Origin of the sequence: Thalassobacter sp. 16PALIMAR09 (assembly GCF_000765485.1) — a bacterium.
In the GTDB taxonomy this organism is placed as follows: Bacteria; Pseudomonadota; Alphaproteobacteria; order Rhodobacterales; family Rhodobacteraceae; genus Thalassobacter; species Thalassobacter stenotrophicus.
The window spans coordinates 299988-322887 of record NZ_JHAK01000001.1; the positions used below are offsets into that span (position 1 = coordinate 299988).

The 22900-nt window shown below is 56.7% G+C and carries 22 protein-coding genes and 1 other RNA gene; 9 read left to right on the plus strand and 14 right to left on the minus strand.

Annotation, left to right across the window (positions count from 1 at the left end; translation table 11 throughout):
* The first annotated feature begins 4 nt into the window (after positions 1–4).
* Positions 5–1810 (plus strand): ATP-binding protein, encoded by a 1806-nt coding sequence (locus tag PM04_RS17285; protein ID WP_052077275.1) that lies wholly within the window; start codon positions 5–7, stop codon positions 1808–1810.
* Between the two features lie 87 nt (positions 1811–1897).
* On the opposite strand, the gene PM04_RS01540 is transcribed toward PM04_RS17285, so the two are convergent.
* From PM04_RS01540 to PM04_RS01595, 12 genes are all read right to left on the minus strand, one after another.
* Positions 1898–2617 carry an alanyl-tRNA editing protein gene (locus PM04_RS01540; RefSeq protein ID WP_038002978.1) on the minus strand — a complete coding sequence of 240 codons (720 nt, stop codon included), beginning with the start codon at positions 2615–2617 and terminating at the stop codon, positions 1898–1900.
* Positions 2614–5010: a mechanosensitive ion channel family protein gene (locus PM04_RS01545; protein WP_081946019.1), complete on the minus strand. Its 2397-nt coding sequence runs from the start codon at positions 5008–5010 to the stop codon at positions 2614–2616. The genes PM04_RS01540 and PM04_RS01545 overlap by 4 nt, the downstream gene beginning before the upstream one ends.
* Entirely contained in the window at positions 5010–6044 is a 1035-nt protein-coding gene (locus PM04_RS01550) for a cysteine synthase A (RefSeq protein ID WP_038002981.1), read from the minus strand. Before PM04_RS01550 ends, PM04_RS01545 begins: the two co-directional genes overlap by 1 nt.
* A 52-nt stretch (positions 6045–6096) precedes the next feature.
* Positions 6097–7224 (minus strand): NUDIX domain-containing protein, encoded by a 1128-nt coding sequence (locus PM04_RS01555; protein ID WP_038003828.1) that lies wholly within the window; start codon positions 7222–7224, stop codon positions 6097–6099.
* The gene (locus tag PM04_RS01560) at positions 7221–7664 is read right to left on the minus strand and encodes a TrgA family protein (RefSeq protein WP_038002983.1); all 444 of its coding nucleotides are present in this window, start codon (positions 7662–7664) and stop codon (positions 7221–7223) included. The genes PM04_RS01555 and PM04_RS01560 overlap by 4 nt, the downstream gene beginning before the upstream one ends.
* Positions 7665–7670: 6 nt before the next feature.
* Positions 7671–8882, minus strand: a complete 1212-nt coding sequence (locus tag PM04_RS01565) for a cyclopropane-fatty-acyl-phospholipid synthase family protein (RefSeq protein ID WP_038002985.1) — start codon at positions 8880–8882, stop codon at positions 7671–7673.
* Positions 8883–8971: 89 nt separating this feature from the next.
* Entirely contained in the window at positions 8972–10390 is a 1419-nt protein-coding gene (locus tag PM04_RS01570; protein ID WP_038003829.1) for a deoxyribodipyrimidine photo-lyase, read from the minus strand.
* 147 nt (positions 10391–10537) lie between these two features.
* The gene (locus PM04_RS01575) at positions 10538–12199 is read right to left on the minus strand and encodes a BCCT family transporter (RefSeq protein ID WP_038002987.1); all 1662 of its coding nucleotides are present in this window, start codon (positions 12197–12199) and stop codon (positions 10538–10540) included.
* Between the two features lie 141 nt (positions 12200–12340).
* A complete protein-coding gene (gene acuI / locus PM04_RS01580; RefSeq protein WP_038002989.1) occupies positions 12341–13324 on the minus strand; it encodes an acryloyl-CoA reductase in 984 nt (327 codons plus the stop codon).
* Between the two features lie 12 nt (positions 13325–13336).
* Positions 13337–14437 (minus strand): dimethylsulfoniopropionate demethylase, encoded by a 1101-nt coding sequence (locus PM04_RS01585; RefSeq protein WP_038002991.1) that lies wholly within the window; start codon positions 14435–14437, stop codon positions 13337–13339.
* A 32-nt stretch (positions 14438–14469) separates the two neighbouring features.
* Positions 14470–15177: a DUF1326 domain-containing protein gene (locus PM04_RS01590; protein ID WP_038002993.1), complete on the minus strand. Its 708-nt coding sequence runs from the start codon at positions 15175–15177 to the stop codon at positions 14470–14472.
* Position 15178: 1 nt separating this feature from the next.
* A complete protein-coding gene (locus PM04_RS01595) occupies positions 15179–15946 on the minus strand; it encodes a DUF2182 domain-containing protein (protein ID WP_038002995.1) in 768 nt (255 codons plus the stop codon).
* Positions 15947–16021: 75 nt separating this feature from the next.
* Here PM04_RS01595 and PM04_RS01600 point away from each other — a divergent pair, with 75 nt between their 5' ends.
* The 8 genes from PM04_RS01600 to PM04_RS01630 all read left to right on the plus strand — a co-directional run bounded on the left by PM04_RS01600 (position 16022) and on the right by PM04_RS01630 (position 21164).
* Positions 16022–16750, plus strand: a complete 729-nt coding sequence (locus PM04_RS01600) for a FadR/GntR family transcriptional regulator (RefSeq protein ID WP_038002996.1) — start codon at positions 16022–16024, stop codon at positions 16748–16750.
* A gap of 79 nt (positions 16751–16829) precedes the next feature.
* Entirely contained in the window at positions 16830–17864 is a 1035-nt protein-coding gene (locus tag PM04_RS01605; protein ID WP_038002999.1) for an ABC transporter substrate-binding protein, read from the plus strand.
* A gap of 113 nt (positions 17865–17977) precedes the next feature.
* On the plus strand, positions 17978–18337 hold the full coding sequence (locus tag PM04_RS01610; protein ID WP_038003001.1) for a hypothetical protein: 360 nt from the start codon (positions 17978–17980) through the stop codon (positions 18335–18337).
* Positions 18338–18693: a transfer-messenger RNA gene (gene ssrA, locus PM04_RS17550) on the plus strand.
* Positions 18694–18787: 94 nt separating this feature from the next.
* Positions 18788–19249, plus strand: coding sequence for an SspB family protein (locus PM04_RS01615; protein WP_038003003.1), 462 nt, complete (start codon positions 18788–18790; stop codon positions 19247–19249).
* Between the two features lie 95 nt (positions 19250–19344).
* Positions 19345–20736 carry a class II fumarate hydratase gene (gene fumC, locus PM04_RS01620; RefSeq protein ID WP_038003005.1) on the plus strand — a complete coding sequence of 464 codons (1392 nt, stop codon included), beginning with the start codon at positions 19345–19347 and terminating at the stop codon, positions 20734–20736.
* 9 nt (positions 20737–20745) lie between these two features.
* Entirely contained in the window at positions 20746–20949 is a 204-nt protein-coding gene (locus tag PM04_RS01625; RefSeq protein WP_200880323.1) for a DUF4169 family protein, read from the plus strand.
* Positions 20946–21164 (plus strand): ribbon-helix-helix domain-containing protein, encoded by a 219-nt coding sequence (locus PM04_RS01630; protein ID WP_038003008.1) that lies wholly within the window; start codon positions 20946–20948, stop codon positions 21162–21164. Before PM04_RS01625 ends, PM04_RS01630 begins: the two co-directional genes overlap by 4 nt.
* Here the strand turns inward: PM04_RS01630 and aroB are convergent.
* Both aroB and PM04_RS01640 read right to left on the minus strand, forming a co-directional pair.
* Positions 21161–22270 carry a 3-dehydroquinate synthase gene (gene aroB, locus PM04_RS01635; RefSeq protein WP_038003010.1) on the minus strand — a complete coding sequence of 370 codons (1110 nt, stop codon included), beginning with the start codon at positions 22268–22270 and terminating at the stop codon, positions 21161–21163. The genes PM04_RS01630 and aroB overlap by 4 nt on opposite strands.
* On the minus strand, positions 22267–22845 hold the full coding sequence (locus tag PM04_RS01640) for a shikimate kinase (RefSeq protein ID WP_255347896.1): 579 nt from the start codon (positions 22843–22845) through the stop codon (positions 22267–22269). Before PM04_RS01640 ends, aroB begins: the two co-directional genes overlap by 4 nt.
* Positions 22846–22900: the final 55 nt, after the last annotated feature.

The window sequence follows — 22900 nt, forward strand, 5'->3', positions numbered from 1 at the left end:
TCATATGAATTTTAAATCAATCCGGGTTCGCGTTACGGCCGCCATTCTTATGTGCGCTGTTGTGGGTGTAGTGCTGTTCGAAGCATTCTGGCTGCCGCGATTGAACAGTATGTTGACGGAAACCCAAACAAGCGAGCTGCAAAAAGGCATTACCATTCTGTCCGAAGGGCTGTTGCCATACTTGGTGAGCAATCAAATTGGTGCAGTTTACGAGACACTACAGAACGTTGAAGCCCAGTACCCAGATTGGGTGCAAGTCAGCTTGTCACGCCCGGATGGTGGACAGCTTTACCCTTTGGAGCCTTTGTCGGAACTACAAGGGGACTATCTATTTACTGAAAGCATGGCGATCTCTCTACGAGGTGAAGATCTTGCCGTGCTGAGCGTTGTCGCCGATTTCGGGCCGCAACTCCAATACTTTCAAAACGAACAAATTCGAATTTTCTTCATTGGGATGATCATTGTCGCACTAATTTTGTTTGCGAACATTTATCTTGTGGATCGTCTCATCACACGTCGAATTTTGATGGTTACTGAGGCTGCAGATGAGTTGGCTGATGGCAACTATGACGCGGTTCTTCCAAGCGGGCCCGATGAAGTGGGACTATTGGCTAAGAGTTTCTGTTTGATGCGCGATCGTATTCGTGACCAGACCGCCAAGCTGGATGCGGCCCGTGTTCGCGCAGAATTAGCGTTAGAGGCGCGCTCACGGTTCTTGGCAACGATGAGCCACGAAATTCGAACTCCGCTCAATGGAATTATTCCAGTAGCTGAGCTTTTGCGACACTCCAAACTCGAGCCATCTCAGTTTGAAAAGGTCGATATTATTGTCAAATCTGGCAAGGCGCTGTCCGCAATTGTGAATGATATCCTGGATGTCTCTATGCTTGCTGGCGGCAAGCTAACCATTCAAAAGGTTGAGTTTTCTCCCAATGAGCTGGTGGCGGAGGCCCTAGAGGTTGTCCGCTCCACAGCGGAGCATAAGGGCTTGAAGATCGTCAACGCCTTTAACGCGCCGGCCGATATCCGTTTGCATGGTGACAATAGCCGTATTCGCCAGGTGCTAATCAACCTTCTTGGCAACGCCATTAAGTTCACGGAAAGTGGCACAATCACATTGAAGGGTTTTGCGAAGCCAAAACCCAACGGTCATATTCCGCTTCATTTTGAAGTCATTGATACCGGGATAGGCATTCCGGATGATGCAGTTTCCCGGATTTTTGAACGCTTCGAGCAGGTTGATGGCAGTATTGAGCGGCGTTTTGGTGGGACAGGTCTGGGCCTGTCAATCGTAAAAGACTTGATGGATGCTATGGAGGGCCGCGTTTCTGTCACAAGCCGTATTGGGCAAGGCAGCACATTTACTCTCGATCTTGAACTCGAAGCAATTACCACCCCGCCCGTTCCCAAGGCTGAAAGCGGGATCGAACCGTTATCATACAGCGATCACCGGACCGCACTGATTGTTGATGACAATGGGATCAATAGAACCGTTGGCTCCGCGATCCTCACCAAGCTGGGATACAAAGCTGAATTGGCCGAAAATGGTGTTGTCGGTGTATCAAAGGCGCAAGATAAAAAGTTTGATGTGATCCTCATGGATATGCATATGCCTGAAATGGACGGGCTGATCGCGACCCAAAAGATCCGGGAAACTGATGGACCGAACGCGCAAACCAAGATCATCGCCTTAACCGCGAGTGTGCAGGCCGAAGATATTGAAAAGTGTCGTACCGCAGGGATGGATGATTTCCTATCCAAGCCAATTAATATTAAAAACCTGACTACGATGCTGAGTGATTGCAGCTAGAAAACCGCGTTTCAGCTTCGACAATCTGGCGAAAACACTTCGCTATTTCTCAAATAGGCCGATCAATTTACTACCCTGACGCTCGCCTCAGTCTGCAAAGGCGATGGAGACGCCACGGTTCATCCGTCCCTTGTTTTCAATCTTGGTGATCTTTATCGCACCAATCTCTCGGGTGTTGGCGATGTGCGTCCCACCGCAAGGTTGCAAATCAACTGTCCTGCTCTCAGAACCGATCCGTATTAAACGAACACGACCGCTGCCCATTGGGGGCGCGACCGACATCGTCTTTACCAACTCGGGCTGGGCTGCAAGTTCCGCATCCGTGATCCAACTTTCGGTAACGTCAAAATACCCGGCAATAAGCTGACTGAGTTTGGCCTGAATGGTGTTTTTGTCATCAATTGGATCTGGCATGTTGAAATCCAACCGCCCCTTGTCTGCTCCAATCGAGCCACCCGTCACCGGAAAGGGCAAAACGACGGATAGCAAATGCAAAGCGGTATGCATACGCATATGGGCATATCGCCGATCCCAATCTAGCCTTTGCTCAACGTCGGCGCCAATGGGCGGTAACGGATCTGGCGTCGCGGGGATAATAGCAATATCGTCCAAGTCCACCTTTACGGCCGTTGCTATATCAAGTGTTCCGCCATCCCACGCCAATCGCCCAGAATCGCCCGGCTGCCCCCCGCCACGGGGATAAAAAATCGAACGGTCTAATATAATCCCACCCTCATCCGTATGCCCGACGACACGCGCAGTAGCGGTCTTGGCGTAGGGTTCTGACCGAAATAACGGCTCTGTCATGAGCTTGGCTCTTGTGTGCTCAGTGCCTCGGGATTGCGGAGCCAAACGTCCCGCTGTGCGAATGGAATTTCGATGCCTTCCTTCACAAACCGCTCCGCAATCGAATGGTTCATGTCGGATTTAACGCTCATCATCCAGTTCACATCCCGCAGGAATGCGCGAATTTCGAAATCAAGGCTATCTGCACCAAACCCTTGAAAAACAACGGCTGGTCCGGGATTGAGCAGGACCATGGGGTGGCTTTCTGCGATCTCTTTCAGGATACCTTCGACGCGCCGTGTATCGGTGCCGTAGGCCACGCCCACGGGAACGATGACCCGGCCCGTTGTGTTCCCCAAAGTGTAGTTCGTCACGACGCCTGCGATCAGGTCGGCGTTGGGCACGATCACATCTTGGCGGTCAAATGTCTCAATCCGAGTAGAGCGGACTGAGATGTCGCGCACATAGCCAGATACGCTGCCGACTGAAATCCAGTCGCCAAGTTTGATCGGGCGTTCGATGAGCAGAATAATACCGGACACAAAATTAGATACGATGGTCTGAAGACCAAAACCGATACCAACCGACAAAGCACCTGCAACGATCGCGAGGCCAGATAGGTCGATACCCGCAAGCGTGATCGCAACCAAAGCCGCGATGAAAAAGCCGATGTATCCGGCGCCCGACAGGATAGCGTTTTTACCACCACTATCCAGGCGCGTCTTGGGCAGTACGGAGTTTCGCAAAACCCCCTGTAGCAAGCGAGTGATCGTATAGCCGATGGCGAAAACGATGGCGAATGTAATGAAGTTGGTCGGTGAAATCACCGTGCCGCCAATCGAAACCCCATTTAGGAAGCTCGACCAAAGCTCGGTCAACGTGGCCCAACGCACACCCCAGATGAGAGCGAAGACGGGGGTCGCAAGAACCCACAAAACGATCCCAATCAGTGTTGGGATCAAAGCATCGCCTGCGTCCTCATCGCGTTGTGTCACCCAAGCAAATATATCCTCAATCAGAGACTGCAGCGCCGCCAGTAAAGCCCAAAGGCCAAGCGAAATGATTGTCGGCCAGATCAAAAGGTGCGCCGCGGTGCTGTAGCCGACCAATGACAATGCAGGGGCTGTGATGCCAACGATGATCACTATCTTGGCGATCAAGCGCAATGCGCGGGTTAGGACCGGAATGTCTTCGTTGCCCTCAGCCGCGGCGCGCGCTGCACGCAGCACAGTTAACGCGAGACGGATCAATACGATGCCTGCCAGTGCGATCACCGGGAATGCGAGGACAGAGACGTACTCTGCTACCCCCTCGCCCGTCTTTTGCAGAACGTTCAATAGCGTGGCGATTGCATACAACAGCGCTAACCCGAGGGTCTGCCTGCGGGCTTTTGCGCGGACCGATGGGTCTAGATCTAGAACAACGCGGTGCGCCTCCCCCTTGGGGAAGACTAAGATGCCCAACCAGCGCGCCGCAAGGATCGCGATGCCAATTGGAAGAAGCGTGTCGATAAGTGCTGTCAGTCGGATGCCCGAAAGACCTGCAAGCTCAAGCGCACGCCCGATCAGGATAAGGCCGACCAGCGGCAGGGCCATACGTATAAAGCTTGCGAAAAAGCTGATGGCGCGACCTTTTGGCGTGTCTTGGCTAGGCAGAAGTGCAGTCTTGCCCCGCTCGATCCAACGACCAGCACGCAACAGCAGCACTGCGGCAACAATCAGATAGAGAGCAATTGGAACCGAATTACTGCGTAGCGCAGTGCGCTCGGTCTCTGTATCAAAGGCGCGCTCAACTTCGGTACTTACTTGGTCCGAATACTTGTTCAGTGCGTCGATGGCGGGCAGCCAGTTGGCGACGTTGATCGCTCCGCGATCAAGGTTAAAGAAAGCCTCAGTTTGGCGGCTGGCGATGATTTGGTCTATTTCGCCGATCAGGCCACCCGCGCGCTGAAAGGCCTCCGTCGCGGCAAAGCCGGGGGCCTCTTGGGCACGAAGTTGCGCCGCCAGCTCCGCGCGGCGTGTCGCGATTTCTTCCGGTTCGGTTATGCCATCTACGGGCTCTGGGCCGAGGGCTGCAATTTGATCACGTAACGTCGCGATGCGAGCTGCATTGGCCAAACGGCCATCAGAGAATTGTGTGCGCGCATCATCAATCTGATCTCGCAAAGCCTCAAGCGCGCCAGTGGATGCAAGCGCACGGTCGATAACGTCTTCTGCCCGTGACGCGAGGCGTTCCCACTGAGCATAATCCTCAGCGGTGAGTGTGGCGCGTGTATTTTGCGCAGATGCCGCCCCCAACAGAAGCGTCACGCTTACTAGGAGTGAGAAGAATAGATGGAATGAGACCGCTTTCATGTGCGATGTAAGCTCTTTCATGTTGATTAGACTAGCCTGCGCGTCGAAGGAGCGGTTCATTAAACGTCTTCAAAAACTGTGGGCAGATCCTGGGGCGCACGGTCCAGCCATTCCGGCACAGGCAAGCCTTTGGACTTGAGGAATTCAGGATTGTACAACTTGGATTGATAGCGATTGCCGTAGTCACACAGGATGGTGACGATGGTATGTCCGGGGCCCATTTCTTTGGCCATCTTGATTGCGCCGCCGATGTTCACACCGGTTGAGCCGCCCATTACCAAGCCTTCGTCACGCAGAAGGTTGAATACAATGGGCAACGCTTCCTCATCAGTAACACGGCATACGAAATCGGGCGTGAAGCCTTCGAGATTGGCGGTGATACGTCCCTGCCCGATCCCTTCGGAAATACTCCCGCCCTCAGACTTCAGCTCGCCCTCAGTGTAGAAACTATAGAGTGCGGCGCCCATCGGATCGGCGAGGCCGACCTTTACACCCTTCGGCTGTAGCGCCTGTGCCATGCCGGCCACTGTGCCACCCGAACCCGCGGCACAGATAAAGCCGTCTACCTTGCCATCTGTTTGCGCCCAAATCTCGGGGCCGGTCGTCTCAATATGAGCTTGTCGGTTGGCGGTGTTGTCGAATTGGTTGGCAAAGATCGCCCCATTCGGTTCGGTCTGTGCCAGCTGTTCTGCAAGCCGCTTGGCATAGCGGATGTAATTGTTGGGGTTCTTGTAGGGGGCGGCCGGAACCTGAACCAACTCGGCACCAGCCAGCCGCAGCATGTCTTTTTTCTCTTGGCTCTGCGTCTCGGGGATAACGATCACCGTCTTGAAACCCATCGACGCTCCAACTAGCGCAAGCCCGATCCCGGTGTTGCCCGCAGTGCCCTCAACAATGGTACCGCCGGGTTTTAGCGCGCCCGAGGCGATTGCCGCGTTAATGATATACAACGCCGCGCGGTCCTTGACGGATTGCCCGGGGTTCATGAATTCGGCCTTCCCGAGGATCTCACATCCCGTCGCCTCAGATGCGGCGCGCAACCGGATCAAGGGAGTGTTTCCAATAGCTGCCGCGAGCGTGGAATGGATGGTCATGGGTCGCCTCCTGCTGGTGTGAGGCCAGTGTTACGCGCGGGTTAAAGCGACTTCAAGCACCTGCCTGAAGGCGATTTCGCTCCACTTGCAACCATTGTGCACTGATGATCAATGCCGCGTTTGCAGCCTCACCTGAGCGCACCATTTCCATGAGGGTATCAAAGGGCACCAAATGCGCCCGAAGGTCCTCATGCTCGGTGCTTTCTCCGCCCAATCCGGCGGCCGCATCTGGCAGATCGCAGACTGCAACGTAGGACACAAATCGCTGCGCAATTCCCCCGGGGCTGGGGTAATACGTTGAAATATGGTGCAAATTAGTCGGCGTCAGCGTCAGCCCAGCTTCTTCGTGCGTTTCGCGTAAAGCGGTCTGCTCTGGGGTTTCACCCGCGTCAATCATTCCCGCGACAGGTTCGAGCATCCACGGCTGTTGGTCCCCGCGCACCAATGCGCCGATCCGAATTTGCTCAATCAACAGAACGCGGTCGCGCACGGGATCATAGGGAAGTACCGTTACGGCATCTGTCACAACAAACACCGCGCGATCAATCGGGCCGACCTCTCCACCGTCGTGAGCTTTGTGCGACAGCGTGACTTCGTCTACACGGAAAAACGCCTCATACGGGTGGCGGGTCTCGTGAATGGTTACATCCGCGCGCATCGCACCCGCGCTGATCGTTTCAGGCCGGCGCGATTGCGATGTGCTGATCGTTGAGTGTGCCCTCGCACGGATAATCGCCTGGCGCTGTGTTAACGTCTCGACGGTCATTCCGGCGTCATGCGCGCGCATGATTTCCGCGGCAGCCTCAACCGTCATGGCGCCGTGGTTACCAACCCAAGTGTCCAAATCCCAAGGCACCTCGCTAGGTGACAGTCCCCGGGCGCGATAAACCATCGTAAGCTTCGGCCCGTTGTTGGTTTTGACCGTTTGCTCCATCAGATCAAAAACAAAGCCGGCCTCATAGAAGTTGAGCCGCTCTTGCTCTGCCTTGGTGACGTTTTCGACCAGAATTCCGATTGCAGTGCCGTTGGGTGACGCTACGAGCATGGGAAAATCCGCGCCCTCCACATGGCGCACGGCAAACCCGGGTAACTCTGCGGCTGAGACAGAGGGCTCCCGCCCCATGACGATCCGCAAAAGCGGCATGTGGCGCAGCGTTCCGAAGAAAAAGAAATCCGTCACCGCCAATTACGCGCCGTGAAGTGACCGATCAGCCCGGCCAAGACAGATAGTCCAAAGTGGAACCCCAATACGACGCTGTCGAAAATCTGAACGGCGTAGGATGCCGTAAAGTTCAGCATGCCGTTCAGGGCTTTCTCGGGGCTGTCGTAGCTGAGGTCTAACGATTCAGTAATCATTGTGTAGAACCCCTGCGAAACCAGAGCCAAAGCCATCAATAACCCGCCGACAAACAGGCCGTTCATCATAGAGATAGAAATGGCTTCGCCAACCATCCGCCCCAACAACCGCCAGCCAAAGAAAAAGCCAAGCAGTGCATTGTATTCTTGGAACCAACCAACCCGTACACCTTCCTCAAGTGTTTGGAGGACAACGATTTCGGAAGAAAGATAGCCAACCGCCGCCATGGCGAAGGCGCATATGAGTTTTGCAGCGGTGGGCATGTCGAATTACTTTGGTTTTTCTACGGTTATCTGAAGTACATCACATGTGCGCGAATGAAATGTCGCCGCGCAAGAGGTTAAATACACATTCCACATCCGACGGAAGCGATCGTCAAATCCTAACGAGGCGACCTGTTCCCAGCGTTCGTTAAAGGTTTCGAACCAACGACGCAGGGTGACAGAGTAACTCTCGGCGAACTCGATGTCTTTCACTTTGCGCAAACCAGCGGCCTCAATTTCTTCGCTTAGGCGCATTGGGCTGGGCAACATCCCCCCCGGAAAGATGTATTTTTGGATGAAATCTACGCCCTTGCGGTACGAGTGCCAGCGTTTGTCCTGCACAGTGATGATCTGCAATGTCGCATTGCGCCCGGGATTCAAGCGATCGCGGAGAGTTTGAAAATATGTGGGCCAATACTGTTCACCCACAGCTTCAAACATCTCGATTGATGCGATCCCATCGTAGGTGCCTGTCTCGTCGCGATAATCCTGCAATTTGAAGGTGACTAGATCAGAAAGTCCCGCCTTTTCAATGCGATCGACAGCGTAGTTAAACTGTTCCTGACTGATCGTCAGGCCAGTGACCTTTAGACCCCGTTCCTTGGCTGCATATTCCGCAAAACCACCCCAGCCGCAGCCAATTTCCAACACATGATCGCCGGGCTCTACGCCCATTTGGTCGACCATCATTTCGTACTTTTGGATTTGTGCGCTCTCGGTGCTTTCTTGTCCGGTTTTGAACAACGCGGACGAGTATGTCATCGTATCATCGAGCCATAACTTATAGAAATCATTACCTAAGTCATAGTGAGCTGAGATGTTCTTGCGGGCCTGTTTCTTGGTGTTCCGCTGAAGCCAGAACCGCATACGCTCATAAGCTTTGACCAGCGTCAGCGCCGGATAGCCGTCATAAATGGCTTCGTTATCCGCGTGTACGAAATCAAAGAAGGCCATCAGGTCGGGGGTGTCCCACCAGCCGTCCATGTAGGCCTCGCAAAAACCGACATCGCCATCGCGCACAGTGCGGGCAAATAGGTCAACGTTATGAACATGCATTTCGGCCACTGGACCAGGCTGAGGCCCCTCAACCCGAAAGCTACGCCCATCGGGGAGGTGGATATCCAGACGTCCGTTTTGGACCAACTGTGCCACTGCGAAAACGCGGGCAAAATAGCGTGGGAGATTTTTTTGACCGTCGGTCGTCGTCAGAAGTGTCATTCGCGTTCCTGTTGCAGGATGTGTAAGGCCAAGTTGACAGATAGTGCGGTTCTTAACAAGTGCCGCATATGGTTACATTTTTAGAAAGGTTAACTGGATTTTAGCGCCGTGTAGGCCTCTAGCGCGCGGACCCGACCTTCGGATGTGTCAATCAAAGGGCGCAAGGGGTAGCCATCGCGCACATTCATATCCCAACTTTCAGGGATCGCCTCAAAATAGCTGAGGGCGGTTGGCTGCGGATTCGGATCCTGCTCCGCTATCCAGCGGCGACGATATTGGCCCTTAGGGTCGAATTTTTCGGCCTGCGTTTCGGGATTAAACACCCGGAAATAGGGTGACGCATCGGGGCCGGAGCCCGCCGCCCATTGCCAGCCCATCGCGTTACTGGCTGGATCCCAGTCAATCAAGCAGTCCGCAAACCAAGCCTCCCCAATTTTCCAATGGGTCAAAAGATGTTTGGTCAGGTAACTCGCGACCAACATGCGCGCGCGGTTGTGCATGTAGCCTGTGACATACATCTCCCGCAGGCCGGCATCGACCACGGGCAAACCTGTCTGCGCGCGCCGCCAGCTTTCTGCCTGGGGCCCATCGGTTTGCCAGCCAAATTGATCCCATTCGGGGCGCCAATTTTCGGTCGTGATCCGCGGTGTGTGATACACAAGATGGTAGGCGAACTCGCGCCAGACCAGTTCTTTCAGAAATGTCTCGGCCTGCGTGTCACCCCGTTCCAACGCAGCGCGACCCGCCAAATACGCCGTGCGCGTCGAAATCTCTCCGTAGGTCAGGTTTTCGGACAGACGGCTGGTGCCGTCTTCGGCCAGCATATCGCGGGCTGAATTGTAGCGATCGACCCGAACGTCGATAAAGGCTTCAAGGCGGGCGCGAGCAGCGGCCTCACCGACGGTGACATGGGCGCTGACAACGTCGGCCCCACGTCCCATCGCACGACCAAGATCCCATGAGGCAAGCGGCTCAGAGCTGGGCCATATATCCGGCGCAGGTATAACGCTAGGTTCCGGCAAAGCAGCGCCCGGATCACGGTCCCGCACAGCCTTCCAATAGGGGGTGTAAACCTTGTAGAAACTGCCCTGCCCAGTCTCAACGGTCCAAGGTTCAAACAGCAGATGTCCGTTGTGGCTGTTGGCGTCCAGCCCTGCCTGACGCAACCCATCTTTGACGTCCGTGTCGCGGGTGCGCGCCACCGGATCATAAAGTCGGTTCCACATCACCGTCTTGGCGCCTGTCTCCGCGGCTAGCGTCTTTAACGCGTCCAGCGCATTCCCTTTGCGCAGGATCAGGCGGCTGCCTTTGGCCTCTAGGTCCTTGGCGATTTGGGCAATGGACAAGCCGAGCCGCCACAATGGTGCGGCGCCTTGGGCTTCAGTCTCAGGGTCAAGCACAAAGACCGGGATGACCGGTGCACCTGTTGCGATGGCCGCACTTAGCGCGGGATTGTCGGCAAGCCGCAGGTCGCGGCGCATCCAGTACAAAATGGGGGGCGTGGGCATCTGATCTCCAACATCGGCTTCCCCCTCATTTAGAACTGCGCACAGGTTTTCCACCCTCATTTAGTGGTGCGGATGCAGATTTTCGATATCCACACAAAAAGGCAAATGGCCCCCGAAGGGGCCATTCAATATTGTCTGGATCGGCGTCTATTCTGCTGGGCTAACTGTTGTTTCAAGCCCGTGCTTTTCGCGCAGACCATCGCGCCAAATCGCCTTGACCAAAGCGATGCCCATCAAGACCATCACAAAGCTGAAGGGCAGCGCGCCGATGACCATGGCCGTTTGGATCGCGCCCAGACCGCCAGCGATAATCAAGCCGCCGACCACAAAGGCCAGCGCAGCACCCCAGAACAGAATGTGCGGCCGTGCTTTGGGCCCTTCGTCACCCGCGGCGTTGATCGTGTTGATGATCAAAACCGCGCTATCGGCCGACGTTACGAGATAAGTCAGAAGCAAGATCACAACGATGACGGACATGATCCAAGCAAGGCTCTCGGAGAGGATAACCGCCAGCATCGCGAACAGCTGATCGGCTTGGCCCGCGCCGGTGATGGCCCCATTGGCAGCCCCGTTCAGCTCCAAATCGATGGCGGTGCCGCCTACGATCGCGAACCAAACAAAGCACATCAGAGCGGGGATAATCATCGCCCCCAGAACATATTCACGGATCGTGCGGCCCTTGGAAATCCGCGCCAGAAATACGCCGACAAAAGGGGCAAACGCGATCCACCATGCCCAATAGAAGATGGTCCAACCACCCTGCCAACCGGCCAACGCATCACCTTGCTCGGTCCCGTCTGCGGACCAAACCGTCAGGATGTTGCCGGGGATCGAGGCCAGATAATCCCAGATGCCAACAAACAGCGCCTGGAGGCCAAAGAATGTCGACCCAAACGCCAAGAAGAACGCGAGGATAAAGAACGACAGACCCATGTTGATGTTCGAAAGCCACTTGATGCCCTTACCCACGCCCGAAAGCGCCGACAGGGTCGAGGCCCCCATGATGACCACAAGCGCGACCACGATCCCCATGGTCGAGGAGCTGACACTGCCGTCCGCTGCCGTCACCTGAAGCCAATCGCCAAAGCCGATCCGCACAAGGCCCGACACGAACTGCTCAACCCCAAAGCCCAACGTTTGAGCCACGCCAAGAACAGTCGCGACAACGGCCACGACATCTACGGTATGCCCAATCGGCCCCGACAGTTTCGCACCAAAGATTGGTGTGAGCGCTGAGCGGATCGTCAGTGGAAGCCCCCGCCTGTAGGAGAAAAAGCCCAAGGCAAGCCCCACAATCGCGTAGGACGCCCACGCTGCCAGTCCCCAGTGCGTGAACGACCACACATAGGCTGAGCGGACGTTGCCTGCTGTTGATCCTTCGGTCTGGCCCATGATCGTCGACGGGTTTGAGGCCCAGTGATACATCGGCTCAGCGGTGGCAAAGGTCAGCATCCCAATGCCGATCCCTGCCCCGAACATCATGGAAAACCATGAGAAATTGGAAAATTCCGGGCGGTCCGTTTCCAGCCCCAATCGCATGCGCCCCGCCGATGGCCACAGCGCCAGCAGGAAACACAGCACCACAAAGAACGCCATCGCATAGACGTACCAGTAGCTAAAAGAGGCAAGGATAAACCCGTTAATCGACCCCAGCACATTGGCCGCTTGGTCCGGAAAAGCGATGGCCCAGATAATAAGCGCCCCGACCAAGATCTTGGCCGTGACGGTGACGTCTTTGGTAAAGCCTTTGTAGAAGCCACTCGCCGCCGTTTTAATCGGCAGCATCGTGATTGGTTCTTTGATTGGCATAATCTCAGTCCCTGTTTTTTAATAATTTTGTAGGACAAGCCTAACACAGCGGGCAAAATTTGCAAAAAACCAAAGAAAACGCGCGCTCGGATGGTTCCGAACGCGCGAAAGTGATTTAGGCTTGGTGACTTAGGCTTTGGCCTAAGCGTTTACGTCCACAACGACGCGGCCTTTGACGTTGCCCTTCAGGATATCGCGACCCAGCTGCGGCAGATCGCTCAGCGTGGCGGGCTGTACCATGGCTTCTAGTTTTTCCATGGGCAGATCGCTTGCGATACGTTTCCACGCAGCGACACGGTTTTCGTAAGGTTGCATGACGCTGTCGATGCCCAAAAGGTTCACGCCGCGCAGCAGGAACGGGATGACGGTGGCTGGCAGGGCCGCACCACCCGCAAGACCAACGGCTGAAACGCTGGCGCCATACTTCATCTGGCCCAAAACGCGCGCCAGCATGTCGCCGCCCACCGCATCGACGCAACCGCCCCATGCTTCGGCCTCTAGCGGACGTTTGGTTGTCTCATTGATGTCCTCACGGGCCACGATCTGGGTCGCGCCAAGGTCTTTGAGGTAATCGGCTGTTTCGGGCCGTCCCGTCACGGCAGCTACTTCATGGCCGAGGTTCGACAGGATTGCCGTTGCGACCGAACCAACGCCACCAGCAGCACCTGTGACCAATACGGGGCCGTCCTTGATGCCATGTGCCTCAAGCGCCATCACCGCGAGCATTGCAGTGAAACCCGCGGTGCCAACTGACATTGCTTGGCGCGTCGTAATGCCTTCGGGCAGTGGGACAAGCCAATCCGCGTTCACACGCGCCTTTTGGCCGTAGCCGCCCCAATGCGCTTCGCCGACGCGCCAGCCTGTCAATACGACTTTGTCGCCGGGTTTGTAGCGGTCATCGTCCGATGCCTCTACGGTGCCGGCAAAGTCGATCCCGGGGACGTGCGGATAGTTCCGCACCAAGCCGCCGCCAGGCCCAATGCACAGCCCGTCCTTGTAGTTAACGGTCGAGAATTCCACCGCCACAGTGACGTTGCCCGCAGGCAAATCATCCAGTGTCAGCGACTGCACCGCTGCGTGGGTCTTGCCTTCATCGTCTTTGGTCACAACCAGAGCGTTGAACATGGGTCTCTCTCCTTAAATCCAGAATTTTTCTTTAACGATGGCGCCTTTGGGGCCGTCGGGGGTTTCGACCGTCAGTTCGGTGCCGTCGTCCCAATGGGTCATACGCACCATGCCAATCGCGACGGAGCCACCAAAATCAGGGGACGTCGCGGCCGAGGTCACCTGCCCGACCTGCTTCCCCTTGGCCATCAGCTTCCACGGACGATCACAGGGGCCCACTGGGCCATCAATCGCAATGGCGCGGATTTGCTTGACCGGGCCTTCTTTGGCAACGCGCAACAGGGCATCCCGGCCCACGCAACCAATCGCAGTCTGCGTGTTGCAGAATTTGCCAAGGCCACATTCGTGGGGGGTGTTTTCGCGGGTCATGTCGTTGCCATAGGATAGCAAACCGCCCTCAATCCGCTCAATCAGGTTGGGGCACCCGGCGTGCACGTCTAGGTCCTTGCCTGCCTCCATCAGCGCATTCCACAGAGGCATGCAGATATCGGCGCCTTCGACGTAAATCTCAAAACCGCCCTGTTTGGAGTAGCCAGAGCGCGCGATAATCATATCCCGCCCCTGGAAGTCGAAGTGGCCAAACCGGAAGAACCGCAGGTCCGATACGGTGCTGCCAAACACGCGCGACATCAACTCATCTGCCTTTGGCCCTTGGATCGCGAGCGGACTGACGTCAGGCTCATCCACCAACACATCCAAGCGGTAGCCGTAAGCGATGCCCTTGACCCACAGCAACAGATCGCTGTCGGCAATAGAGATCCACCAACGATCCTCGGACAGTTTGACGGCCACGGGGTCGTTCAACATGCCTCCGGTTTCATCCACTGTTGGGATGTAGAAACACTGCCCCGGCAGCATACCGCGCAGGTCACGTGGCGTGAGCATCTGCATCAGACGCGCGGCGTCTGGTCCGCGCAATTCCACCTGTCGCTCAACCGCAACATCCCAAATCTGCACCGCAGACTTGAGGTGGTGATAGTCCTCCTCAACCGAGCGGAACACCGTCGGCAAGAGCATGTGATTATAGACTGTGTACCCTTTGGCACCAGCGGCCTCCACACCTTCGGCAAAGTTGGTGCGACGCAGACGACGCGAAAACGCGATTGCGGCCATGTTAGATCCCTCCAAAGATCATAAAGACGGCATCAGAGCGGCTTTGGGCCACCCCAGTTAATCGGGCAGATTTCAGCGGACTTGCCGCCAAAGTCCCAAACGCGCCCGTAGTCACGGACCTTGGACCGAAGACCGGTCGCGGCGATGATGTCGGGACCCATCCAGTACTTGGAGTTGGACACCATGACGGGGTGATCGGGGCTTTTGCCGTCAATCATCTCGATCTCGCCTTGGATTTTGCGCCCAATATTGATGGAGCGTTTCTTGCCATCACGCACGATCTCAACGGGAGCACGTTCGGCGCCGATGATCTCGGACACGAGCATGGTGAACAGACCCGTGGTGCCGCCAGCCGCGCCAGACAGAATTTGCAACAGACCGTTGTAGGCTTTGCCGGTCGCATTTTCGTCGACGTAGGCCGCGACCTTCCAGTTGCCCTCGCCCATGCGGCCGGGAATATCGACCAAAAGGCCGACGTTCAGACCGGCAAGGCTTTCGCCCTCAAAGTGGCCGTCATCGATCGCGATGGCCATCCACGCGTGGCAATGCCCCTCGGTGGGAGGATGCGCGCCGAGCGACACAACACAGGGACAAAACACGGTGCATGAGCAGTTGAGAAACAGCTCACCCTGAATGGCCCAGTTTGTGGGGTTCATCGTGCGGCGGCCCGGGTTGGGCATCCGTTGGTCGATCCGTTGCGATATGGGCAACCGGTCTGCTTCAGCGCGTTGTTTGGACATATCAGGCTCCGTTGAACAGAATGTTGGCCGCCAGCACGAGGCCGCCAGCGATGAGGGCAAAGCCCATTGGTTTCGTAAGACGATGGCCGATTTGAGGGAGTTTTTCGAGGACCATGAACAGCGTCGCAGCCCCCATCCACAACAGGCTCATGACGCCGCCCGCAAAGCCAAGGGCCATAAAGCCCCAGCAACAGCCGACGCAAAATGCGCCAAGGCTCAGGCCCATGCGCAGCCCGCCCGCAAAACCGGTGCGCCAGTGGCCGAGAAAGTAATGCATGGGCGCGTGGCATACCCCATGGCAGATCTCTTTGGTGCGGCTAAACTGAAAGGTACCAACCGCGATCAAAAGGGCTGTGGTGATCCACAGTGACGTTGCCGCCCCCATCATATCCAACAGCCCTGCCCCGCGTAGGCCCAATTGCAGTGCTGCGATGCCCGCAGCGAATGCAACCCAAACGGCAAAATAGCCTAGCAACACGCCTGACCACCCTGCCCGGGTGCCATCAGCGTTTGCAATCAAGTCTTCGTAGGCGCGCAGTGTCGGGACCAGCGTCGGCAACATCATCGCCGCCATCATCGCGGCCCACATGATGAACAGCGGCACAAAGCTGCCCATCATCATATCCATCATCATCGGGTTCATCGCTGGCGTCGCGCGGCCAAAAACGTCTAGCCCCATGCCGATGCTCATGGCATACATAAGCCACCAAGCCGCAAGAATGCTGGCAAAGAAAACTAGCCACAAAGTGGACCGAATGACTGACTGCATCGTGCGAACCCTCCCCCGACTCAAACGACCGATTTGCGTGGGGCAGCTTGTCGCAGTTTTTCAATTGTCTGACAAATGAAAAACGCGTCACCGTCTGCCTCTGATCTGTCGGCGAAAATTGCCGATGCGCTGCGTCAAGAAATCATCTCAGGCGTGCTGTTATCCGATGATCGTCTCCCGTCGGAAGCTGATCTGTGTGAGAAATTTGACGTGTCGCGCAGCACCGTACGCGAGGCTTTGAAGCGGCTCGCGGCACAAAACCTGATCCGCACACAGCGCGGCCACACGGGCGGCGCGTTCGTGAATAAACTGACGTTTGATGCGGCCGTCACCCAGCACATCAGCACCTCAACACTCTTGCTGTCGATGAATGCCGTCAGCTTTGAGACCGCCTGTGAGGCCCGCTTTACGCTGGAGCGGGCTTGCGCAGGTCTTGCCTGTGCTCGGCGCGAGCGTGAGACGTTTGATCTGATGAAAGCTGAGGTGGACCGTCAAAGCGACCCTGTACTGAGTGATGAAGCATTCTGTGCAAGTGACGTCGCGTTTCACCGGGCCTTTGTAGATGCCGCCGACAACCCGGTACTGTCTTATCAACTCGCTGGGGCGGTTGAGGCCATGCAGCCCTTGATGAACATGATCACCTTTCCCGCGCGGGACCGTGCCCGGATCGTGGCGCTCCATATCGGGATGGCCAATGCCCTCAAGGCGCGCGACGCAGATGAGGTGACAGCACTACTGCATGAGTTGGAAACCTACACGCTAGAATTGGCCGATACGTACCGCGCGCGCAGGGCTGGCACGTAACACCTATATATCACGCTTGAAGCGGCGGCCTTCCGGCTCTAGTTTCCGCTTCAACAGAATGGTCCAACGGGAGTGACCCATGACACTGAAACTCACCCTTTTGACGGGCACAGCCCTCGCATTTGCCTCCGCCGCACAGGCCGACTTGCTGGTCTTTGACTATGCCGGTTTCGAAGACCCTGCGTTCCACGCGGATTACGTGACCAAACACGGTGAGAGCCCAGAGTTTTCGTTCTTTGGCGACGAGGAAGAAGCCTTCCAAAAGCTTCGCTCGGGCTTCAAGGCGGACGTGACCCACATCTGTGCGGGCTCTGCCACCAAGTTCATCGAATCCGGCATTATTGCACCGTGGGATACGGCGAAGTTGGATCAATGGGGCAACCTCGACACCGATCTCGCGGGTGAGCAAATCAGCGGTCAAGGTGAGGTGTTCTTCCTGCCGGTCGACTATGGCTCGACCGCGATTGCCTACAACGCTGAGGACGTCCCCGCCGAGGATGTTGCCTCGCTCAACGTCTTTTTGAACCCAAAGTACGCGGGCCGCATGACTCTGCCCGACAATGTGGATGACGCCTACGCGCTTGGTTATCTGGCCACCGGTACGACCAACTGGCAAAACGCGACGCCCGAGCAGTTCGCCGCGGCATCCGACTGGCTGCGTCAGGCGCACGCCAACCTGCGCACCTATTGGACCGACCCTGCCGAGCTGAGCCAACTGCTTGCCTCCGGTGAGGTGCTGGTCAGCTGGGCGTGGAACGAAACGCTGCCCACAATGGTCGACGAAGGCTTCCCCATCGGCTTTCAACGCGAGGCGGCCGAAGGGTCTTCGCTGTGGCTGTGTGGCTACGTGAAAATGGCCGAAGGCACCGGCGCGTCCGAGGATCTGGTCTATGACTTCGTGAACGCAATGCTCGCGCCAACCTCGACCACGGCCCTGTTGGATGCTGGCTACGGCCAGTCCAACGCGGTTGCGATGGCGGACAAAGGCGAAGAGGCTCTTGTGGCATCTGGCCTTGGCCAAATCAGCGCGCCTGTACTGGCACAGTTGCCCATGGATGGACGCCTTCGCGAAATGCAGGCCGCAGAATTTGAGAAAATCAAAGCCGGATTCTAGTCGCCTTTCCACCTGACTTTGAGCGCGCCCCGGATGTACGTAACGTCGCCGGGGCGTTTTCATTGGTCCAATCGCTTGGCTGCGCCGTACATAGTTAAAAGGAGCTTTTGAGCATGGACCTAATTTTCAATCTGATATTTGTGGCGTTGTCCGTTGGGCTTGGCGCAATTGGCTGGCTCGCGCCCCGCTACACCATGAGCCTGCTTGGCCTCACGGATGGTAGTGTGCGCGGCATGGGCACATCAGAAATTCGGGCCGCGTCGGGGGCTTTGTTTGTGCTGGTGGGGATCGGTGCGTTGATCATGAACACCCCAGCCGGCTACGCGATGATTGGGTTTGTCTGGCTTGGCGGCGCTATGGGGCGTGTCACCTCGGGCATGTTAGAGGGCTGGACCCAGCGAAAGTTCGGCTTTTTCGTGACTGAGCTGGTCGTAGGCGTTGGCGCATTGGCCGTGAACTGGCCTCACCTCTGAGCCCTTGCACCTTGGGCAATGGGTGCTTATATCAGAGGTGTCTCGGCAACGGGACTATCGTGATAAACGCGCTCGTAATACACGGCTCGGACCCGGGGGCGGTACCCGGCGACTCCACCAACACTCCCTTCATTTGAGGGACGCGCGGGGTCGAAACAGGATCGACGGACGTTTAAAGGTGTTAGCTTTCACGCGGCGGGATACCACCGTTATTGGTTCACTTAAGCTAGTTGCAAATGACAACAATGCTCCGGTAGCCCTGGCTGCGTAAGCAGTTCGGAAAACCGAAAATTAAGTCCTAGCGCTTAGCAGCTCTAGGCGGGGTTCGCAGGTACCTGGCAACAGAAACCTGCACTTACCTTCCCTCTCAAATTGCAACGCGTTAACTATGGCAATGACCATAGAATCCCCTATGGTGGTACCTGACCGATTTGACAAAGAGTGTTCGCAATGACTGCATCTATTGACTACGGAAATCTGATGCATAACGCGATGCGTGGGCTCATTCAGAATGTGCTGACACGTGTGGCCGAACAAGGCCTGCCCGGGGATCATCACTTCTTTATCAGCTTTGATACGACCCACTCAGGCGTGGCCATCGCGGACCGTCTGCGGGAGCGGTATCCCGAAGAGATGACCATCGTCATCCAGCATTGGTTCGAAGACTTAATCGTGACCGACAAGGGTTTTTCGATCACGTTAAACTTTGGTGACACGCCAGAGCCGCTTGTGGTGCCGTTCGACGCGCTCAAAACGTTTGTTGACCCTTCTGTCGAATTTGGTCTTCGGTTTGAAACTCAGGACATGCCCGATGATCTTGAGGCCGATGACGACGACCCCGAGGATGATTACCAACCCGAGCCCCCCAAAGGCGATGGGCAAGTTGTATCACTGGACCAATTCCGCAAATAACAAACTTGCGTGCTGCGACACGTGCGCATTTGTGCCCCGCGTCGGGACCCGTTAAACGGCATACAACAGCATACCGCACCTGAGGGATTCATATCATGACCACCACCCGCACCGAGACTGACAGCTTTGGCCCCCTTGAGGTCCCTTCGGACAAGTATTGGGGCGCACAGACCCAACGCTCGATCATGAACTTCCCCATCGGTTGGGAGAAACAGCCCGTTGCCATCGTGCGCGCATTGGGTGTGATCAAGCAGGCCTGTGCCAAGGCCAACACCGCCGCCGGCAAGCTGCCCGTCCAAATCGGCGAAGCCATCCAAGCGGCCGCTGCCGAAGTCGTCGCCGGCAAGCTGGATGATAACTTTCCGCTGGTCGTGTGGCAGACAGGGTCCGGCACGCAATCCAACATGAATGCCAACGAAGTGATTGCCAACCGCGCCATCGAAATGCTGGGCGGCACATTGGGCACCAAAGACCCCGTTCACCCCAACGACCACTGCAACATGGGTCAGTCGTCGAACGACACTTTCCCCACTGCCATGCACATCGGCACCGCGATGACCGCGCGCGACGTTCTGTTGCCGGGCCTCGTGAAACTGGCCGAAGCACTAGAAGCCAAAGTTGCTGAATTCGATGGCATTATCAAAATTGGGCGCACGCACACGATGGATGCGACGCCCCTGACATTGGCCCAAGAATTTTCGGGCTACGCGCATCAAGTGCGCATGGGGATTGCACGCATCGAAGCGGCCCTGCCCCGGATCAACGAATTGGCCCAAGGCGGCACAGCTGTCGGCACCGGCCTGAACACTGCACCGGGTTGGAGCGAGGAAGTCGCCGCCAACATGGCCGAAATCACCGGCTTGCCCTTTGTAACTGCGCCTAACAAGTTCGAAGCCTTGGCCGCCCACGATGCAATGGTCGAAATGTCTGGTGCGACAAAAACCGTAGCGGCCTCGCTGTTCAAAATCGCAAACGACATCCGCTTGCTTGGTTCTGGCCCGCGCTGTGGTTTGGGCGAATTGATGCTGCCCGAGAACGAGCCCGGCTCGTCGATCATGCCCGGCAAAGTAAACCCAACCCAATGCGAAGCCCTGACGCAGGTCTGCGCCCATGTGTTCGGGAACGACGCGGCCGTTGGTTTCGCAGGATCGCAGGGGCACTTTGAGTTGAACGTCTATAAGCCAATGATGGCCTATAACGTGTTGCAATCCATGCAGCTTTTGGGTGACGCAGCGGTGGCCTTTACCGACAATTGTGTGTCGGGCATCCGCGCCAACGAAGACCGCATCGCCAAAATTATGCGCGAAAGCCTTATGCTGGTAACGGCACTTGCGCCCACCATCGGCTATGACAACGCAACGACAGTCGCGAAAACTGCGCACAAAAACGGCACAACCCTCAAGGAAGAGGCAATTGCGCTGGGGTTTGTGGACGAAGAGACGTTTGAGAAAGTCGTACGCCCCGAGCAGATGATCGGGCCTAAGTAAGGATAGCGTTTGAGCAATAAAAACGTGATCAACCTCAACCGCGCCCGCAAATCCCGGGCGCGGACTGAGAAAGCGGCGCAAGGCGCTGAAAATGCGGTCAAGTTCGGCCGCACCAAAGACCAACGTGCCCTAGAGCGTCGTTTGGACGGCAAGGCCAAAACCCAGCTTGATGGCCATAAGATCGGGGATGCACCCGAAACCCCTGACACATGAGCCGCCCGAAAAAACGCTCACTGACGTTGCGCGGGCACCGCACAAGCGTTTCACTTGAAGATGAGTTCTGGGAAGCTTTCGGTGCGATAGCGGCACGTGAAGGCAAAAGTATCAATGCTTTGGCGGCCGAAATTGATGCAGAACGTGTTCTGAAGTCGGGCCTTGCCGGGGCTATTCGGCTGTATGTTCTAGCGTGGTATCAGGCGCGCGATTAGGCGGCGTCCTCTAAGACCCGCAAGACTTCGTCCCGTGGCACATCGCCAGTGACAAAGGCCGCTCCAATTCCGCGCGCAAGGATGAACCGCAACTGCCCTGCGACAACCTTTTTGTCCTGCCCCATGAGGGTCAGGAGTGCCGCGGCATCGGGCAGATCACCGGAAATATCCCGCAAATCCCGCATCATTCCCATCTGTGCGAGGTGCTCCCGCACGCGGCTTGGCGCCTCTTGGCTGCACAGGCTCAAACGCGACGACAGCTCAAACGCAAGCGCGCAGCCGATGGCCACGCCTTCGCCGTGTAGCAGTCGCGCGCCGTCGTAGCCCGTTGCGGCCTCTAACGCGTGGCAAAAAGTGTGACCAAGGTTTAAAAGCGCCCGGTCACCCTGTTCTGTTTCATCCCGCGCGACGATGTCTGCCTTCATTTGCACGGAGCGGGTCACAGCCTGCTGGCGCAGAACCATGTCACCTTTTGCAAGTGCGGGGCCGTTCGCCTCTAGCCAGGCGAAGAAATCCGCGTCGCCTAAAAGGCCATATTTGGCGACCTCACCGTAGCCGGCAAGGAAATCTCGTGGCGCGAGGGTGCCCAGCACCTCAACATCCGCCAGCACAAGCGTAGGTTGATGAAACGCCCCAACAAGGTTTTTGCCATGCCGCGTGTTGATCCCGGTCTTGCCGCCAACGGAACTGTCGACCTGCGCCAGCAAAGACGTCGGGATCTGCACAAACCGCACGCCCCGCCGCAAGATCGCAGCTGCAAAGCCGACCAGATCCCCAATCACGCCGCCGCCAAAAGCCACGACCATATCGCCGCGCTCAGTCTCATGATCCAGCAGCCATTCGACACATGTTTGAAGATGCCCCCATGATTTCGTGGTCTCGCCCGGCTCCAACTCCAGCACTTGGCCATCGATCCCAGCGGTTTTGAGGGATGATTTAAGGGTTGCTAGGTGCAAACCCGCCACACGTGTTTCGGTGATCACGAACACTCGAGGTCGCTTGAGCAGGGGCGCAATCGCATCTCCGGCCACGCTCAAAAGGCCCGCGCCAATCCGGACGTCATAGGCGCGCTCACCCAACGGGACATGGACTACATTTTCGCTCATACCGGGGTCTCCGTCAAAATGCCTGCGTCTTTCAAGACGTCAATCACGACGTCCACCATGGCCTCAATGCTGTAATCGGGGCGGCAGTCGGCCACCAAATCCGCCATCTCATAGGACGGTGTGCGCGCAGCCAACAGGTCGGCCAAGGTTTGCTTGGGGTTTTCTGTGCGCAGCAAGGGCCGCGTGTCTTTGTGTTTTACACGTGACCAAAGCAGTTCGATATCAGCCCGCAGCCACACCGCAACACCATGGCCGGTGATCAGATCCCGCGTTTCGGGGCGAAGATACGCCCCACCACCGGTTGAGATGATCGCAGGCGCCTCACGCAACAGGCGCGCGATGACCTCGGCCTCACGAGCGCGGAAAAACGTCTCACCGTCGCGGGCAAAAATCTCGGCGATGCTACAGGCGGCGGCTTGCTCAATCTCAGCGTCAGAATCGCGAAACATCACCCCAAGGCGTTTGGACAAGGCCATCCCCACGGCGGATTTTCCGGCGCCCATCATGCCCACCAAAACCACGGGTTTCAGCAGGACGAGCGAGCAGTCGGTCGCGGTTGGCAAGTGTTCGCGCAAGTTTGATGGCTCCGTTAGGTGGCGTGGTGCGGCTGAGAGTGCTATTTATATCTTG